Source organism: Actinoplanes sp. NPDC020271, from assembly GCF_044388125.1.
Lineage (GTDB): Bacteria > Actinomycetota > Actinomycetes > Mycobacteriales > Micromonosporaceae > Actinoplanes.
In genome coordinates, this window is sequence record NZ_JBIRWQ010000011.1 from 96338 (window position 1) to 114007 (window position 17670).

Sequence of the window (17670 nt, forward strand, 5' to 3'; positions counted from 1 at the left end):
TCAGCGGTCAGCGGATCGGGATCCGCGGGTCAGCGGATCGGCGGTCCGCGGTCCGCCGATACCCCAGCCGGGCGATCAATCCGCGCATATGCAAGCCGCACAGGACAGCTCGTTTCACGTGAAACGAGGCAGACGCGCTATTCCCTCACCGGCAAGCGTGGCGTCCAATACCGCACCCGCGGAACCGCGCAGACGCGGACCGCGCACTCCCGGAACCATGTAACCCCGGAACCATGCAGTCCGGGAATCATGCAGTCCCGGAACCACGGCGGAGCCACTGCCTTAAACCGAGCCGTCTTGGTGTTCTCCCTTGATGCCAGGGCTGGGAGTCCGAGGCGGATGCATGGCCGCTTCGACGGTCACTGAGCCGCCGGGAACTCTCCCGGCGGCATATCCAGCGGGCGGCGTGGGAACCACGGCGAAGGCGCAAGACCGCACCGGAGCGCGGAGCGGGAGGCCGCACAGACACCGGACACCGGGCACCGGGCACCGGGCACCGGGCACCGGGCACCGGGCACCGGCGACTCTGCCCGGTCTGCTGATGCAACGAGGTCGGCTGACACACGCACAGCGCCTTGAACGCTCGAACATCCGGATCGAGTCGGCTTACCGGTTTCACGTGAAACGCTGCCCAAGGGGCGCACTAGGACGGAACGCTCATCGTCATGGTGAGACCATCGCAGAGGCTGCGGAAGCCGACTCATCAGCTGAAGGAAGCGACTAAGACCGGCGAACGTCACCAACGGTCCCGCACCTGGAGACGCGAAGGTGCGCCGACTCCTTGGAGCCGGCGCACCGTTTCACCGCAATCCGAACCCACCGATCAAATCCTTAGGCGTTCACCAACTCGGGAACCGCCGCCTTCGCAGCAGCGGCCTTACGCGACCCGATGAACCGAGCGTTCCATCCGATCAACAAGGTGAACGTCATGACAGTCAGGACCGTGGACAGCCCCACCATCACCTCCACCGGAAGCAGGTACACCAGAACAACGCGAACCGCCGCCTCGATCAACAGCCCACCGCCCCACACCACCGAAGCGATCTGGTGGCCCCGCTGCACCTCAGGGTTGCTCGCATACGCGGCCGCGATCTCCGCCGCTTTAGCCGGCACGAAGCTCTGCTGAGCCGAGAGTGTCAGCGGCTTGCTCCCACGGAACGCAGTGATCAGGAACAGCACGCCGATAACCGCCGACATCACCGAATGCTTGATCAGAAGGAAGCGCGCGTCCCCGGTCAGCAGAGTGAAGATCAGCCCGACCCCGAAGACCGCACCCATCACCATCGAGAAGTAGCTGACCGTCCGGCTCCGCACCGCAACCCAGATGAGGCGTGCGCCGGCCGCGAGCGTCCCGGCAAGCAGAGCGGTGGTGTCGTCGGCGCCGAGAGCGTGCAAACCGTAGTAGGTCACCACGGGCAGACCGAGGTCTGCGGCCATCGAGCGGATCATGGCGGTTACACCGGCGTCGAGTCGCATCGCGGGATCTCCTTCAAGCGGGGCTGGGCGGCTGATGAACAAATCTTCGCCGCTTCGGCACCTCGCATGGGACGACCGAGCCACGGAGTCCGGCTGTCAACCACTCGGTGGACACTCTCGCCGTCGTATCCGGCAAAACGGCCATTCCGAACCGCTTCAATCGCGTGTCGGACGCAACGAGAAATCCCAGGAGAATGGCTCTGAGAGAAGCCCGAAAACGAGAAAGGCGCACGTTCGAAAACGCGCGCCCTCAGAACCCGTCCGACTCACTCTTCAGTGTCGGCGCGAGCCCCTTCTTCTTCTACCCCGATCATGCTCACTATCCGTTCGAGGTCGTCGACGGTCGCGAACTCGATCGTGATCTTGCCCTTGTTCCGGCCGATGTCGACCTTCACCCGGGTGTCGAACCGGTCCGACAGCCGATCGGCGAGATCGTTCAGTGCGGGGGCGTGGACCTTGGCCCGGCGGGCCGGAGCCGCTTTCTTCACTGTCGGCCCGTCCAGCTCGGCGAGCTTCACGATCTCTTCGGTCGCGCGGACCGAGAGTCCTTCGCCGACGATCCGCTTGGCGAGCTCTTCCTGGGCCTCGGCCCCGGGCAACCCGAGCAGCGCCCGAGCATGACCGGCTGAGAGGATTCCGGCCGCGACCCGCCGCTGTACCGCGGCCGGCAGGTTCATCAGCCGGATGGTGTTGGAGATCTGCGGCCGGCTGCGCCCGATCCGCCGAGCCAGCTCTTCGTGCGAGACGCCGAACTCTTCGAGCAGCTGTGAGTAGGCCGCCGCCTCTTCGAGCGGGTTCAGGTTCGCCCGGTGGATGTTCTCCAGGAGCGCGTCCCGCAGCATGGCGTCGTCGGGTGTGTCCCGGACGATCGCCGGGATAGTCTCCCGGCCGACGGCCTGGGCCGCCCGCCACCGGCGTTCGCCCATGACGAGTTCGTAGCGACCGTCGCCAAGCTCACGCACCACGATCGGCTGCAGAAAGCCAATCTCCTGGATCGAGATCTTGAGCTCTTCGAGCGCTTCCTCGTCGAAGACGTGCCGCGGCTGCTTCGCGTTCGGCTCGATGGACCCGACAGGAAGCTCGGCGAACCTGGCCCCGGGCACGGGCGCGAGCTCGTTCTCGATGGCAGGCGCGGGTGCCGGCGCGGGCGCGGGGGCCGGGGTGGGCGTGGTCACTGAAGTGGAGGGCAGTCCGTCGGGCGCGACGGCCACCGCCACGCTCGGAACGGCTGACACCGGGGCGAGCTCCGAGCCGTTCTCGACCGGCTCGGCGGCAGGTGCCGTGGGGATCAGTGCACCCAGGCCTCGGCCCAGGCCTCCCCGCGGACGGTTCTTCATGCCGTGCCTCCCGTGTTGACCCCACGCACCGCGATCTCCAGAGCAGCTTCGAAATAACTCGTTGCGCCCCTTGATCCCGGATCGTAGGTCATCACCGACTGGCCGTAGCTCGGAGCCTCCGACACTCGCACGTTCCGGGGAATGACCGCGTTCAGAACCTTGGTTCCGAAGTGGTTGCGGACGTCCTGCTCGACCGCGTCGGCCAGGCGGGTGCGCCGGTCGTACATGGTCAGCAGGATGGTGGAGACGTCGAGCGTCGGGTTCAGGTGCTGCCGCACCAGGTTGATGTTGTTGATCAGCTGATTCAGCCCCTCCAGCGCGTAGTACTCACACTGGATCGGAATCAGCACCTCCTGCGCCGCGCACAGCGCGTTGACCGTCAGCAGGCCCAGTGACGGCGGGCAGTCGATGAAGACGTAGTCGAACTTCTCCGGATGGCCGGCAATCGCACGGGCCAGGCGGGACTCCCGGGCCACCACCGACACGAGTTCGATCTCGGCACCGGCCAGGTCGATCGTGGCCGGCACGCAGTAGAGGTTCGGAATGCCCTCGACCTGCTGAGCCACCTCGGCCAGCGGCACATTGTCGATCAGGCAGTCGTAGACATCCGGCACACCAGCGTGGTGTGGCACGTTGAGACCGGTGGAGGCGTTGCCCTGCGGGTCCAGGTCGACCACGAGCACCCGGTTGCCGTGGAGCGCGAGCGCCACCGCCAGGTTCACCGTGGTGGTCGTCTTCCCGACGCCGCCCTTCTGATTGGCGACGCAAATCACCCGGGGGTGGTCCGGGCGCGGCATGATGATCTCGCCGCTCGGGTTGAGGATCTGCACAGCTCGCAACGCTTCCATGGCCAAGGGCGGATCGTCCTCATCCCCGCCCGGCGTTTCACGTGAAACATGCTCGTCGGGCTGAACAGAGGCACCAGAAGTGGGGACAGTGGTCGAAGTCGGACTGGCGGCACCCTGCCCGACCGCCGGAACACCCGAACGTGGCGATGGTGCGGGACCACGGAAGTCGTCCGGCTGGCCGGGCGTAGGCATGCCGTATCCATAGGTCGTTCCGGAGGCCGTCGGTTGGTAGCCACCGGGGCGAGGCTGAGGAACACCCTGCTCACCGGCGCGCATTCCACCTGCGTTCACTCCCGACGACCGGTCGATAGGCGACTCGGTTTCACGTGAAACACCGTACTCATGCACCGCTTTATCCCTGTTGGCTAGGAACGGGTCGGCCGGCGAATCGTGCGTCCCGGCGGGAGAAATCCGGTCCACACTATCGACGCTTGGCCAGCCTACGGCCGCCGGGCGAACGTCGCTATGTTCGTGCACAGGATGAGTCGAGCGCAACGTCGCATTGTTGTCCACAGGGGCGTTGACAAACATCATCACGCCCGACACAAGCCGCAAATCACCGCCGTAGCCCGAGACCGCCAACCCGTCCCGGTCATCTCGCTGCTCAAGATCTACATCAAAAGACTGATTCCCCGTACGGCCGTTGTCGTCCCCCACCGCCGCGGGAGACGTTCCTTCCCGCACCTCACCGAGCACACGCCCCCGTCCATCCCGCGCGCGACGACGCGACTCAGCCGCGCCCGGAACCACGGCCGACGGCGTGCCACCGCGAGCATTCTTCCCGCGGTCCACCGCCGTACCGGATGCGAATGTTTCCCGTGAAACATCGCCTCCCGCTGAAGCACGGACGCCCGCTCGGGAGGACCGGACGGGCGTCGACGCGTCGGAAATCGGCGAGTGATTGTCACCCTTATCGGCACCACGCCCCGCCACCCGAGCGTTGTCGGCCTCCGGCTGCGGGGCGACGTCACCACCGATCTTCGATGATCCAACAGGACGAGCGTTGCCACGCCCGGAACTTTCTTGGGCAGGGTACTGCTCCGGACGTACGTCCAAAGCTTTTGATGGGTTAGGGCGCGCATTGCGCGCAGTCCGCTTCTTCGCACCCCGCCGGCCCATCTATCCCCTCCGTGGGTTCCTCCGTCCGCCGCCGCGACCGTCATCAGACGCCCCGCCACCGGACCCTCCAGCCCGGCCACCTTGACCGGACCGACCGTCGCCGCTGTTACCCCGACGACCCGAGCCACCGCGACCGCCGGCACTGCCCGGGCCACCCTTGCGCCCTGATCCGCCGGCCCGCCCCTGCGGTCCGGGTCGTGCGACTTCCCGCTCCTTGACGATCTCGACGACCGTCGCCGGCGGGTCGATCAACCCGACACCGCAGAGGCGGATCTCCGGCTGCCCGCCACCGATCCGCTCGATCGCGGCCCCGTGCTCACCGATCTCCTCCTCCGCCGACGCCCCCTTCAGCGCAAGCAGCCTGCCCCCGACCCGGGCCAGCGGCAGGCACCACCCCGCCAGCCGGTCCAGGGCGGCCACCGCCCGCGCCGTGACGATGTCCGCCGCACCGACCTGGTCGAGCACCTCCTCGGCCCGTCCACGCACCACCGTGACGTTCTCCAAGCCCAGCTCGTCCACCGCTTCGGTGAGGAAGGCGGTACGCCGAGCCAGCGGCTCGACCAGCGTGATCCGAAGATCAGGTCGGGCCACAGCCAGCACGATACCGGGCAAACCAGCACCGGAGCCGACGTCAACCACGGAAGCCCCGAAAGGGAATAAAGAGGACATAACTCCGCAGTTGACCAGGTGTCTGTCCCACAGCCGAGGCGTCTCGCGCGGACCGATCAAACCGCGGACCACGCCCTCGGTCGCGAGCAGCTGGGTGAACCGTCCGGCCAGCTCCAGCTGATCGCCGAACACCTCCTGCGCGACGGCAGCGCTCTCGGCCGGCGGCCGCCTGACATCCACTGTCGCAACGTCCAGCGGCACGGCAGCACCGGGAGCACCGGGCGACAGCCCCGGACGAGACGCATACGAGCCGACGGACGAGCCGCCAGGCGCCGAAGAGTCGGCCGACTCCATGGACGAGGACACGTTTACCTCCGATGAAGCCGCAGGTGAGCGAAACCACGCGGCGAAACAAGACGATCAGACGAACGATCCGGCCCGCCCGGAAGAGCAGAGCCGGCACGACAAGCCGAGACGACGACCAAGGCCGAGAAAGACGACGGCCCGGGCGTTGAGCCGCCCGGGCCGAGGTCACCCACGCCGAAGCGCGGATCCGTCATCTCAATCCGCTACACGAACCACGATGCGCCGGTTCGGCTCGACACCCTCGGACTCGCTCTGCACGCCCGGGATCGCGTTGACCACGTCGTGCACGCACTTACGCTCGAAGGCCGACATCGGCTCCAGGCGAACCGCGTCCCCGTGCTCCTTGACCTTCTCAACGGCGTTACGGGCCACCGCGGCGAGTTCCTTGCGCCGGGCCGCCCGGTACCCACCGATGTCGAGCAGCAGTCGGCTCGGTGACCCGGTGGCCCGGAAAATCGCCAGACGGGTCAGCTCCTGCAGCGCCTCGAGCGTGGCACCGCGCTGGCCGACCAGCGGCTGCAGCCGACCGCCGACCACCTCGACCATGGGCCGGCCGGCCGAGACCAACTCGTCGATGTCACCGTCGTAGTCGAGGATGTCCAGCAGACCCTCGACATAGTCCGCGGCGATCTCACTCTGACGGAACAGGTCGCTGTCCGAGGCGACGCTCTCCGACTTCTTCGCCTCCGTGGCGGTCTCCTCCGACGGCGTCGCCGAGGCAACCGATTCCGTCACCGGAGCGGAGGAGTCGGAGGCAGGGGGAGTACTGGTGTCGGTCACGGTTCATCTCCGTTGTCACTCGGGCCGGACCGAAGTCGGTCCGCTGTTTCCCGCGCCGCCGACGTACGCACTGGTCGCGGGGAGGTCTGTAGCAAGGGGAGCGCGCGGAGCCCGGTGCCGGGCCCCGCGCCGCGATCATCCCTTGGGTTTGTTCGCCGGCCGGGCGCCCTTCTTCGGATTCACCGGTTTGGCGCCGGGCTTCGGAGCGAGCGCCTTGGTGTCAACGACCGGGACCGGCTCCTCGACCGCGTTCTTCTTGCCGAAGAGTCCACCGCTGCGACCGGGCTGCACCGGGCTCTTGGGGCCACCTGCGGTCGTGCCGGCCGGGCGGGCGCCGGAGCTGCTGGTCTTCGCACCGGCCATCTGCGGCGGCGGGAACTTGCGCAGCACCCACTGCTGCTGGCCCAGGGTGAACAGGTTGTTCGTCACCCAGTAGATGACCACACCGATCGGGAACAGCGAGCCGGAGATGAGCAGCGAGAACGGGATGCCGTAGAGCATCAGCCGCTGGATCATCTTCTGCTGCGGGTCCTCGGCCCAGCCGGTCTTCAGGATCATCTGCCGGCTGGTGAGGAACGTGGTCGTCATCATCAGCAGGATCAGGACGGCAGCCAGGATCTTGACCGTGGTGCCGTTCGCGCCGAGGGCGGCCAGCTCTTCCGGGGTGGAGCCGAACTTGGCGCTGATCGGGGCGTTGAACAGGTGCGCCCCGGACGCGCTGGTGAACTGCTCCAGCGACCAGCCGTAGATCGTCTTCAGCCGCTCAGGCAGGTTCGGGTTCAGGTGGCGCAGCACGTGGAACAGACCCAGGAAGACGGGGATCTGCAGGACCATCGGAAGGCAGCCCATCAGCGGGTTCGCCTTCTCGGTCTTGTAGAGCTCCATCATTTCTTTCTGGAGCGTCTCCCGGTCACCCTTGTGCTTCTCCTGCAGGGCCTTGACCTTGGGCTGCAGCGCCTGCATCGCACGCTGGCTCTTGATCTGCTTGACGAAGACCGGGAACAGGATGACGCGCAGCGTCACCACCAGGAAGAAGATGGAGAGGACCCAGGACCAGTTCGTGCCGAGCACGCGGTCGTCAGGGATCCCGATCGCGTCCCACAGGGCATGCCAGCGGAGGAGGATCCACGAAATCGCGTAGTAGATCCAGTCGAGACTCAATCTAATCTCCAGTCACATCGGCAGGACGGTGACGGATCGGGTCAGGCACCGGGTCGTACCCGCCAGGGTGGAAGGGATGACAACGCAGGAGCCGCCAGATCGCCAGGCCCGTCCCTCGCAGTGCACCGTGACGCGCCAGGGCCTCCTGGGCGTACGCGCTGCACGAGGGATAGAACCGACAGCGGGCCGGCAACGCCGGACTCAAGTATCGACGGTACGCGACGACCACGGCGGTCATGAGCCGGGCAGCCGGGCTCATCGCGGCCGCCGGGGACGACGGGCGGACGCCAGCGCGCCGGTGAGATCGGTGTCGAGCTCGGCGAAGCCCGCCTGAGCGGCCGGTGGCAGCGCCCGCACCACCAGGGAAGCTCCTGGTGGGAGGTCGGCCAGCAGCGGCCGGACCAGGTGGCGCAACCGGCGCCGAACCTTGTTCCGCACCACCGCGTTGCCCACGGCTTTGGATACGACGAAGCCGGCGCGCGCCGTGGAGGCGTGCGCCGGCTCCTCGATAAGCAGGTGGACGACCAGGGTTCCGCGGCCGACTCGGCGGCCACCGCGGATCGCTGCGGCGAACTCCGCGCTACGCCGCAGTCGCTGCGTCGCGGCCAGCACGGCTACCTGGACATTCCGGCCCGGCTAAGCGGTCGGCTCAGGCCGACAGCGTGCCGCGACCCTTGGCACGGCGGGAAGAGAGGATGGCGCGGCCGGCACGGGTGCGCATGCGCAGCCGGAAGCCGTGGGTCTTGGCGCGCCGGCGGTTGTTCGGCTGATAGGTGCGCTTGCTCACGTCAGAACTCCGTCTTCAACTACGTCAGGGGGCATCCGCTGCAAGACGCCACTTTATCAGAGCGCGGCGGAGCAACCGCCCAACCCTACGCACGGCGGTTGCAGCGGTCAACCATATCCTGGGTCGGCACGCCGACATGCAGGAACCCCGGAACGACCAGCAGGTCTTTCCACGCACAAAGTGAATCTTTTCCTGCGAACGGGCCGCGCTCGCCTGGGACAGCGGTTGTAGTCCCCGGGCTGGCGCTGTTAGCGTGCGCGGTTGCTGGTCTTTACCCGGCCGTTCGCATACCGCGAAGCGGCGGCCAAAACCGGACAAGCAGGTGGATCGTTCGCCTTGGTGAGCCTGTTTCAAGCCCGCGCCACTACAGGCTCCGGTGAATCTGCCGACCATCCGGCCGGGAGCGCCATCGGCACCTTCACGGGTTGTGGATAACCTGTGGACAGCCGGTGGCGCCGTGCGTGTTCAGCGCGTTGACTGTGCTGGGTCGGGGGAGCCGATCGGTTGCCTGCACGGGCGCCGACAGGCACAGAGGAAGGCCGGACACAAGGTCACCGGGGGTCGGTGGCGATGGGGGTGGCGCGGCGGTGGCCGATCAGGTCGACCTGGGCAAGCTGTGGCAGGACACGCTCAGCGAATTGTCCGAGGAGATCGCTTCCCGGCAGCAGCGTGCCTATCTCCGGTTCACCCGACTGCGGGCGATCGTCGAGGACACCGCACTGCTGTCGGTTCCGGACGCGTACACCCGGGACGTGATCGAGCTGCGGCTGCGCCCGGCGATCACCGAGGCGCTCACCCGGCGGCTGAACCGGCCGATCCAGGTCGCCGTCACGGTCCGCCCGCCGGAGGACGGGACCGGCATGCCCGGCACTGTCTACGGCACCCCGGTGGAGAACGAGTCCGCACCGCCGCCCCGCGAGGCGCAGCCGATGCACTACGCCGACCCGCCGCGCACCCCGGACCCGCGGCCCTACCAGCCCGAGCTCCCGGCCTATCCGCCCGAGCCGCCGTCGTACCAGCAGCCCGCCTTCGGTCCGCCGGACCGCGCCCCCGAGCCCTACCCGACGGGGTCCGCCCAGCACACCGGGCCCTACGGTCGTAACGGTGCCACCGCCCGCGACGGCCAGGAAGCCCTCTTCGCCGACCCGATGCCGGCCGCACCGCAGGTCAACCGGCCGGCTCCGGCCCGCACGCCGGAGAAGAGCCCCGAGCGCGAGATGCCGTCGGCGCCGAACGAGGCGGCCGCGCTGCGGATGCCTACCGACCCGGCACAGCTACGGGAGAACCAGCGTCACCTCGACGACCGCCGCGACGACACGATGCCGATGCGCGGCGACAACGGCCCCGGCCGTCCACAGGCGGACCTGCGTGGCTCCGGCGCCTCGCCGCGCCCGGGGGGCCAGGACGGGAACCGGCTCAACCCGAAGTACATGTTCGAGACGTTCGTCATCGGCTCGTCCAACCGCTTCGCGCACGCGGCATCGGTCGCGGTGGCCGAGTCGCCGGCGAAGGCCTACAACCCACTGTTCATCTATGGCAGCTCCGGGCTGGGCAAGACCCACCTCCTGCACGCCATCGGTCACTACGCGACCACCCTCGGGCACGCACGCTCTGTGCGCTACGTCTCCACCGAGGAATTCACCAACGATTTCATCAACAGCCTGCGGGACGACAAGACGCAGGCGTTCCAGCGCCGTTACCGGGACGTCGACATCCTGCTGATCGACGACATCCAGTTCCTGGAGAACCGGGAGCGGACGCAGGAGGAGTTCTTTCATACCTTCAACACGCTCCACAACGCGAACAAGCAGATCGTCATCAGCTCCGACCGCTCGCCGCGCCAGCTCGCGACGCTGGAGGACCGGATGCGCACCCGCTTCGAGTGGGGTCTGCTCGCTGACATCCAGCCGCCCGACCTGGAGACACGCATCGCGATCCTCCAGAAGAAGGCCGCTCAGGAGCGCATGTACGCGCCCGACGACGTGCTGGAGTTCATCGCGTCGCGCGTCTCCAACTCGATCCGTGAACTCGAGGGCGCCCTCATCCGGGTGACCGCGTTCGCCAGCCTGACCCGATCGCCGGTGCAGCTCTCACTGGCCGAGGAGGTCCTGCGCGACTTCATGCCCGACGGCGCCGGCCCGGAGATCACCGCGGACCAGATCATGGTCTCCACCGCCGACTACTTCGGCGTCTCCCTGGAGGATCTTCGCGGACACTCCCGCAGCCGGGTGCTGGTCAACGCGCGCCAGGTCGCCATGTACCTCTGCCGCGAGCTCACCGACCTCTCCCTGCCCCGGATCGGCCAGGCCTTCGGCGGGCGGGATCACACCACCGTCATGCACGCGGACCGCAAGATCCGTCAGCACATGGCCGAGCGCCGCTCTCTCTACAACCAGATCGCCGAGCTCACCAACAGAATCAAACAAAACACCTGATTGGGTACGGCGTAAGCACCGTCCCGCAGCATCACCACAAGCGCTGCCGAGCCTCCGGGCCGGCAGCGCTTCGTCGCCCACCGGCCGTCCACCGGCCGTCCACCGGCCGGTCAGCACGTCGGCCTCCGGCTGACCGGGACCACACCCCGCCGTGCACCGGCTCGGGGTGAGCCATGCCCGCGGCGGGCGTGTGCGACGCGGATGCCGGGTGTGGACAACTGAGGCCGTACGCGGAAATCGGGGTTTTGCACCTGAACAGCGCCTCGCAGCGGGAGCCCGGTTTCCCACAGGCACCTGACAACGGCTCTGACCTGCGACAACGCTAAAGTCCACAGGCTTATCCACGACTTTCACCGAGTTGCCCACAGATTTATCCCCAGATCTGCGAGCGACCTGGGGAAATAGACATTAATCCATGTCAACTTTTTTGTGCGGTCGGACGGAACTTGTCAACGTCGGAACGGTTCAGTTTCGTGCCAACGTTGTCCACACTCATCCACAGGCATCCACAGGCTCTCTCCCCAGGCGGTGGATATCTTTTGCGCCGTTAACCACAGATGTGGACAACTCCTGGGGAAATCGATGTGGACAGACACGGAGAGTTACCCGTTTGTCACGTGCCTGTGGAGGAGTGTGGATTACCTGTTGAAGGATCTGGGGACAACGCGACGGTGGCGTCGCGGCGTCGTCCACAGGTCGGGGGACAAACCCGGTGGATTACCGGTGGATAGCCTGTGGATACCGGTGGACAACCCTGTTGAGGGAGACCGGCTGTGGACAGGAAGCCAAGTTAGTACCCCGGTTACCCACATGTGAATCACCGGTGGATAACCCTCTGACCAGCGAAAACTCGGGTTCTCCACAGAATGCACAGGACCTATGAAGACGACTAGATATTTCTCTAATAGATCAAAAAGAAATCATCAGCGTGTGGAAAGGCTGGCTGGCAGGCTTCCGGACCGCTGAGGGCAGGGTCGGGAAGGGCAGCACCGAGAAGCCAGGTACCCCGGCCGTGCCGGCAGGCTCGCCCTCAGCCGCACGTTCGGGACCGCACCGAGAAGGTGTAGACGAGCCCTTCCGGGTCGGTGAAGAGTTAGCACCCATGAGCGTCGCTGCCTCGCCGCGCGCTCGCACCGGACTCCAGCACCGATCGGAGCCGGCGCTCCCGTCCCCGCGGTGTCCCGCCGGCCCGCATTCAGTCGGAAGAGCGTCAGCACCGGAAGGTGTCGGCATTTCGCTTCTCCGGCACAAGCAAGGCAAGGTGGGTCAGTGCCGTCAGGCCCGGCCGGTCCTGCCTGCCACACCCGGGGTCGGGCACACGTGTGCACGGTCAGCGCCATAGAGTTCCAGTGGGCTCCACGCCCCGTAGAGGAAGCATCGCGGAGGACAGCATGAAGTTCCGGGTGGAGCGAGACTCGCTCGCCGAGGCCGTCGCCTGGACGGCCAAGAGCCTGCCGAGCCGGCCGTCAGTGCCGGTGCTCGCCGGTGTCCTGCTGCGAGTGACCGATGGCCGCCTGCAGGTCTCCGGGTTCGACTACGAGGTCTCCAGCCAGGTGTCCGTCGAGGTCCAGGCGGATGCGGACGGGGCCGCGCTGGTCTCCGGCCGCCTGCTCGCCGAGATCACCAAGGCGCTCCCCGGCAAGCCGGTCGACATCGCCGCGGTCGGCGCGCACCTCGAGCTGGTCTGCGGCAGTGCGCGTTTCACCCTCCCCACGATGCCGGTGGAGGACTATCCGACCCTGCCGGATATGCCATCCAGCGCGGGCACCGTCGACGCCGCTACGTTCGCCTCAGCGGTTTCCCAGGTGGCCATCGCCGCCGGGCGCGACGAGACGCTGCCGATGATGACCGGCGTGCGCATCGAGCTGAACGGCACGACGATGGCGATGCTGGCCACCGACCGCTACCGGCTGGCCATGCGCGAGATCGAGTGGAACCCGGACGACCCCGAGATCAGCCTCAACGCGCTGGTCCCGGCGAAGACCCTGAACGACACGGCGAAGGCGCTCGGCCCGGCCGGTGGCTCGGCCACCCTCGCCCTGGCGCAGGGCAACGCCGGTGAGGGCATGATCGGCTTTGCCGGCGGTCAGAAGCGTACGACCAGCCGCCTGCTCGACGGGGCGAACTACCCGCCGGTCCGCTCGCTCTTCCCCGCCTCGCACAACGCCGAGGCCCGGATCAGTGTCTCCGCCTTGGTCGAGGTCGTCCGAAGGGTCGCCCTGGTCGCCGAGCGCACCACGCCGGTGCTGCTCAGCTTCAGCGAGGACGGTCTGGTGGTCGAGGCCGGCACCACCGAGGAGGCCCGCGCCAGTGAGGCGATGGAGGCCGCGTTCACCGGTGAGGCACTCACGATCGGCTTCAACCCGCAGTACCTGATCGACGGTCTGCAGAACCTCGGCGCCCCGACTGCGGTCTTCTCGTTCGTCGACGCGTTCAAGCCGGCTGTGATCTCGCCCGCTAGCGAAAGTGGCGAAATCATCCCGGGATACCGCTATCTGATCATGCCGATCCGGGTAACGCGCTGATACTGAGCGAGGAACATTCGCACTTCTAGGGGGAAGACCATGCAACTCGGCCTGATCGGTCTCGGCCGCATGGGTGGCAACATGCGGGAACGACTCCGTGCCGCGGGGCACGAAGTCGTCGGATTCGACCAGAACCTGGACATCAGCGACGCCAGCAGCCTGGCCGACCTGGCGGGGAAGCTGGCCGCTCCGCGCGTGGTGTGGACCATGGTGCCGTCCGGCAAGATCACCGAGGACACCATCGACGCCCTCGCCGAGGTGCTGTCGCCCGGCGACATCATCATCGACGGTGGCAACTCGAAGTTCACCGACGATGCCCCGCGGGCCGAGCGTCTCGCGAAGAAGGGCATCAAGTACATGGACGTCGGCGTTTCCGGCGGCGTCTGGGGCAAGACCAACGGGTATGCGCTGATGGTCGGCGGTGACAAGGAGACGGTGGAGCACTGCCTGCCAATCTTCGAGGCGCTCAAGCCGGCCGGTGAGTTCGGCTTCGCCCACGCGGGCGGCCCGGGCGCCGGCCACTACGCCAAGATGGTGCACAACGGCATTGAGTACGGGTTGATGCACGCCTACGCCGAGGGGTTCGAGATCCTCGAGGCGTCGGAGCACGTCGACAACGTGCCGGCGATCATCAAGAGCTGGCGTGAGGGCAGTGTCGTCAAGTCCTGGCTGCTCGACCTGCTCGACCGGGCCCTCGACGAGGACCCGAAGCTGGCCGGGATCAAGGGTTACGCCGACGACACCGGCGAGGGCCGGTGGACGGTCGACGAGGCAGTTCGTCTCGCCGTGCCGGCGCACGTCATCTCGGCGTCGCTGTTCGCCCGGTTCGCCTCGCGGCAGGACGACTCGCCCGCGATGAAGGCCGTGGCGGCGCTGCGCAACCAGTTCGGCGGCCACGCCGTCAAGCGCTGATCCATGCACGTACGCCGGGTCGAGCTCGTCGACTTCCGTTCCTACGGGCGGGTGGCCGTCGACCTCGAACCCGGCGTCTCCGTGCTGGTCGGTCAGAACGGCATGGGCAAGACGAACCTCATCGAGGCTCTGGGCTACGTGGCCACTCTGGACAGTCACCGGGTGGCCACCGACGCGCCGCTGGTGCGGTTCGGAGCGGCCTCGGCGGTGATCCGCTGCGCGATCGTCCACGATGGTCGGGAGCTGCTCGTCGAGCTGGAGATCGTGCCGGGCAAGGCCAACCGGGCCCGGCTCAACCGGTCGCCGGTGCGGCGCCCGCGCGAGGTGCTCGGCGCCCTGCGGATGGTGCTCTTCGCCCCCGAGGACCTGGAACTGGTCCGCGGTGACCCGTCCGAGCGGCGGCGCTACATCGACGATCTGCTGGTCGCGCGGCTGCCGCGATTCGCCGGGGTGCGGGCCGACTACGACCGGGTGGTCAAGCAGCGCAACGCGTTGCTGCGGACGGCGTACCTGACCCGCAAGGTGGGCGGGACCCGCGGGCAGGACCTGTCGACCCTCGAGGTCTGGGATCAGCACCTGGCCTATCACGGTGCGGAGCTGCTCGCCGGACGGCTGGAACTCGTGGCCGCTCTCGGGCCGCATCTGACCAAGGCGTACGACGCGGTGGCGGCCGGGAAGTCGGCGGCGTCGATCACGTATGCGTCGCGGCTGGGGGACGACGTGACCCCGGACCGCCCGGCCCTCGAAGCGGCCCTGCTCGCGCGCATGAAGGAACGGCGACCGGCCGAGATCGAGCGGGGTACGACGCTGGTCGGCCCGCACCGCGACGACCTGGCCCTGTCGCTCGGTGAGCTGCCGGCCAAGGGATATGCGAGCCACGGCGAGTCGTGGTCGTTCGCGCTGGCCCTGCGCCTCGCGGCGTACGACCTGTTGCGGTCGGACGGGATCGAGCCGGTGCTGGTCCTGGACGACGTCTTCGCCGAGCTGGACGCCGGTCGGCGGGAACGGCTGGCGGCGCTGGTGTCCGACGCTGCCCAGTTGCTGGTGACGTGCGCGGTGCCCGAGGACGTGCCGGCGTCGTTGAGCGGCGCCCGCTTCGACGTGACCACCGGGTCGGTGACCCGTGTGCCCTGATGCCGGTGGCCTCACCCACAGCCTGTGGACAACGGCTGTGGTGTTTCGTGGGGAAAGACCGCATTTGGTCGGTGATCGCTCAGCGCCGCGCCCGGATCAGGGGTGCGGGGCCGGGGCAGAATGCCGTTTGGCGGGCCTCAGCGTGCCGTGGGGCTTCCCGGAGTGTTCGGCGCAGGGTCCAGTGTGGTCCGACGGCCTCGGCGGTGCTGACGCGAGCATGGTTATCCACAGGAGGTGGCAGCGTGCCGCGTGACGTGAGCGGGGCGGGCGGCGGTCGGCGGACTGCGCGGCCCGCGGCCGGTGCGGAGCAGTCGGCGACCGGCGGCAGGAACGCAGGCGGCGGGCCGGCCGATGCCGGCGCTGGTGCTGGTCAGGGCGGTGCTGGTCAGGGCGGTGCCGGCCAGGGTGGCGCGGGTCAGGGCGGGGCCGGGGAGGCCGGGAAGGCTGGTCCGGAGCTGGCCCGGGCGGTGCTGGATGCTGCGCTGGCGAAACGGCGGGCCGCGGCGCAGCAGCCACGGCGGCGCACCGGCGGCAAGGGCGGCGAGAAGCGGCTGCGGGGATACTCCGGGCCCGGGCCGGACCCGCGGGACCCGCAGCTGTTCGGCGCCGTGCTCGAGCGGCTGATGAAGGCCCGTGGCTGGGAGCGCCCGAAAGCCGAGGCGACCGTCTTCGGGGCGTGGGAGAAAGTGGTCGGGCCGGACATTGCCGCGCACAGCCGGCCGGTGAAGCTCGACGGTGGGGTGCTCACCGTCGAGGCCGAGTCGACCGCGTGGGCCACCCAGTTGCGGATGCTGACCGGGAGGCTGCTGCGGCAGATCGCCGGCGAGGTCGGGCATAACGTCGTGACCAGGATGAACATTCACGGGCCGGCGGCGCCGTCGTGGAATCGGGGGCCGCGGCGGGTGCAGGGCCGGGGGCCGCGCGACACCTACGGCTGAGGGAGCGGCGGGCTCGGTCGTCAGGCTGACCGCGCTGTCACGAACGGGCGACACTCGGTGAAAGTTGGTTGCCCGTGCAACCGTGGCGCGTTTTCCGGCGTCTTAGCCTGCATGGTCCTTCGTCGATTGCTGGCTCTGTCCCTGATCGTGCCGGGTCTGCTCGCGGCCGCGGCGAGTCCGGCCTGGGCCGCGGCTTACTACGGCGGCTCGGTGCGCGACGGCATGCGCTGGTCGCTGTTCCTGGGCACCGGGATCGGGTTGCTGCTCCTGGTGATCCTCGGCGAGATGTGGTGGCTGGGCCGGCAGGATGCCGGGTTTGCCGGCCCCGCTCCGCTCCGCGGCAAAACGCCTGATAACCGGTGAGGGGGCAGGTGATTTTTCGCCGTTCGCGAACCCTGCGACCGTCGGAGGATCACTTGCCTCCTCACCGGCGGCGTTTTGCGTGAGAGGGCTGCCCCGCGATGGCGAGTGGGACGGTTGAAGCGCAACCGGCCACGGACGCCGCCCTTTCGGGGCGAGCGTTCAGGGCGCGCCAGCGCCCTGCTCGGCCCGGAAGGGTCCCCGCGGGAGCGGCGGCCCGGACCACCCACTCACATGGGACAAGAAGAATTTGATCTTCGATCTTGGCGGTCCTGACCGGAAATGATCGGTCAGTAGTCGGCGAAGATCGCGAAGCCGCGCTCGGCGCAGCGGCGGTAGAAACCGGCCAGCACCGCAAGCTCGGTGCGGGCGAAACTCCAGTGCGGCGCGTTGCCGGCGTCGTCGCGCAGCGCGGCGAGCCGATGGTCGAGCCAGCGCAGCTGCTGCTCGGCGAGGCGGCCGCCGGCGATCGCGGTCCGCATCACCTCGGCGACCGTGTCGAAGGTGACCAGGTCGCCGAACTTCTCGTGCCCCTCGACGAAGCGTTCCAGGCCACCGGCGATCCAGGCGCATCCGTCCGGGTCGATCACCGGGTCCTCGTCCTCGGCGGCCGCGTCGGTCGCGTAGAGCACGCCTTCCAGGCCCAGCAACAGGTCGACGAGCTCGGTGTACGCGGTGGCGCGCACCGTTCCGGTCTTGGCGATGTGCAGCGCGAGCGCGCCGGTCGGCGCGGCGATCTCCGGGGCATCGGCGATCGCGCCGAAGTCCACGAACTCGGCGGGAGCCACCGGGTCGTAGTACTGGTTCGTCCGCGGCCAATGCACCGCGACGTTGTCCAGGCCCTTGTCGTGCGCCATCGGGCAACCCTTCCTCGACATGACCT

At 68.1% G+C, this 17670-nt stretch carries 15 protein-coding genes and 1 pseudogene; 6 read left to right on the forward strand and 10 right to left on the reverse strand.

Going from position 1 to position 17670, the window contains the following annotated elements; genetic code table 11:
• Positions 1–831 precede the first annotated feature (831 nt).
• The 9 genes and pseudogenes from ACH442_RS24215 to rpmH all read right to left on the reverse strand — a co-directional run bounded on the left by ACH442_RS24215 (position 832) and on the right by rpmH (position 8483).
• Positions 832–1476, reverse strand: a complete 645-nt coding sequence (locus ACH442_RS24215; protein ID WP_396340369.1) for a VC0807 family protein — start codon at positions 1474–1476, stop codon at positions 832–834.
• A 266-nt stretch (positions 1477–1742) separates the two neighbouring features.
• Positions 1743–2813 carry a ParB/RepB/Spo0J family partition protein gene (locus ACH442_RS24220; RefSeq protein WP_396340370.1) on the reverse strand — a complete coding sequence of 357 codons (1071 nt, stop codon included), beginning with the start codon at positions 2811–2813 and terminating at the stop codon, positions 1743–1745.
• The gene (locus ACH442_RS24225; protein WP_396340526.1) at positions 2810–3970 is read right to left on the reverse strand and encodes an AAA family ATPase; all 1161 of its coding nucleotides are present in this window, start codon (positions 3968–3970) and stop codon (positions 2810–2812) included. Before ACH442_RS24225 ends, ACH442_RS24220 begins: the two co-directional genes overlap by 4 nt.
• 966 nt (positions 3971–4936) lie before the next feature.
• A pseudogene (gene rsmG / locus ACH442_RS24230) lies at positions 4937–5743 on the reverse strand (16S rRNA (guanine(527)-N(7))-methyltransferase RsmG); the annotation flags it as partial.
• Positions 5744–5950: 207 nt separating this feature from the next.
• Positions 5951–6535: a protein jag gene (locus tag ACH442_RS24235; RefSeq protein WP_396340371.1), complete on the reverse strand. Its 585-nt coding sequence runs from the start codon at positions 6533–6535 to the stop codon at positions 5951–5953.
• Between the two features lie 135 nt (positions 6536–6670).
• Positions 6671–7696 carry a membrane protein insertase YidC gene (gene yidC / locus ACH442_RS24240; RefSeq protein ID WP_396340372.1) on the reverse strand — a complete coding sequence of 342 codons (1026 nt, stop codon included), beginning with the start codon at positions 7694–7696 and terminating at the stop codon, positions 6671–6673.
• Position 7697: 1 nt separating this feature from the next.
• Complete coding sequence (gene yidD / locus ACH442_RS24245; protein WP_396340373.1) at positions 7698–7955, reverse strand: membrane protein insertion efficiency factor YidD; 258 nt, start codon at positions 7953–7955, stop codon at positions 7698–7700.
• Positions 7952–8308 carry a ribonuclease P protein component gene (gene rnpA, locus ACH442_RS24250; protein ID WP_396340374.1) on the reverse strand — a complete coding sequence of 119 codons (357 nt, stop codon included), beginning with the start codon at positions 8306–8308 and terminating at the stop codon, positions 7952–7954. The genes yidD and rnpA overlap by 4 nt, the downstream gene beginning before the upstream one ends.
• Before the next feature lie 37 nt (positions 8309–8345).
• Positions 8346–8483 carry a 50S ribosomal protein L34 gene (gene rpmH / locus ACH442_RS24255; RefSeq protein ID WP_067702010.1) on the reverse strand — a complete coding sequence of 46 codons (138 nt, stop codon included), beginning with the start codon at positions 8481–8483 and terminating at the stop codon, positions 8346–8348.
• Positions 8484–9070: 587 nt separating this feature from the next.
• Between rpmH and dnaA the strand changes: the two genes are divergently transcribed.
• The 6 genes from dnaA to ACH442_RS24285 all read left to right on the forward strand — a co-directional run bounded on the left by dnaA (position 9071) and on the right by ACH442_RS24285 (position 16790).
• Complete coding sequence (dnaA, locus tag ACH442_RS24260) at positions 9071–10918, forward strand: chromosomal replication initiator protein DnaA (protein WP_396340375.1); 1848 nt, start codon at positions 9071–9073, stop codon at positions 10916–10918.
• A 1391-nt stretch (positions 10919–12309) separates the two neighbouring features.
• Positions 12310–13443, forward strand: coding sequence for a DNA polymerase III subunit beta (gene dnaN, locus ACH442_RS24265; RefSeq protein ID WP_396340376.1), 1134 nt, complete (start codon positions 12310–12312; stop codon positions 13441–13443).
• 39 nt (positions 13444–13482) lie between these two features.
• Positions 13483–14355 carry a phosphogluconate dehydrogenase (NAD(+)-dependent, decarboxylating) gene (gene gnd, locus ACH442_RS24270; RefSeq protein ID WP_396340377.1) on the forward strand — a complete coding sequence of 291 codons (873 nt, stop codon included), beginning with the start codon at positions 13483–13485 and terminating at the stop codon, positions 14353–14355.
• Positions 14356–14358: 3 nt separating this feature from the next.
• Positions 14359–15489, forward strand: a complete 1131-nt coding sequence (recF, locus tag ACH442_RS24275) for a DNA replication/repair protein RecF (RefSeq protein ID WP_396340378.1) — start codon at positions 14359–14361, stop codon at positions 15487–15489.
• Between the two features lie 455 nt (positions 15490–15944).
• Positions 15945–16427, forward strand: coding sequence for a DUF721 domain-containing protein (locus ACH442_RS24280; RefSeq protein ID WP_396340527.1), 483 nt, complete (start codon positions 15945–15947; stop codon positions 16425–16427).
• A 111-nt stretch (positions 16428–16538) separates the two neighbouring features.
• Entirely contained in the window at positions 16539–16790 is a 252-nt protein-coding gene (locus ACH442_RS24285) for a hypothetical protein (protein WP_396340379.1), read from the forward strand.
• A gap of 287 nt (positions 16791–17077) precedes the next feature.
• On the opposite strand, the gene ACH442_RS24290 is transcribed toward ACH442_RS24285, so the two are convergent.
• Positions 17078–17644: a hypothetical protein gene (locus tag ACH442_RS24290; protein ID WP_203743602.1), complete on the reverse strand. Its 567-nt coding sequence runs from the start codon at positions 17642–17644 to the stop codon at positions 17078–17080.
• Positions 17645–17670 lie beyond the last annotated feature (26 nt).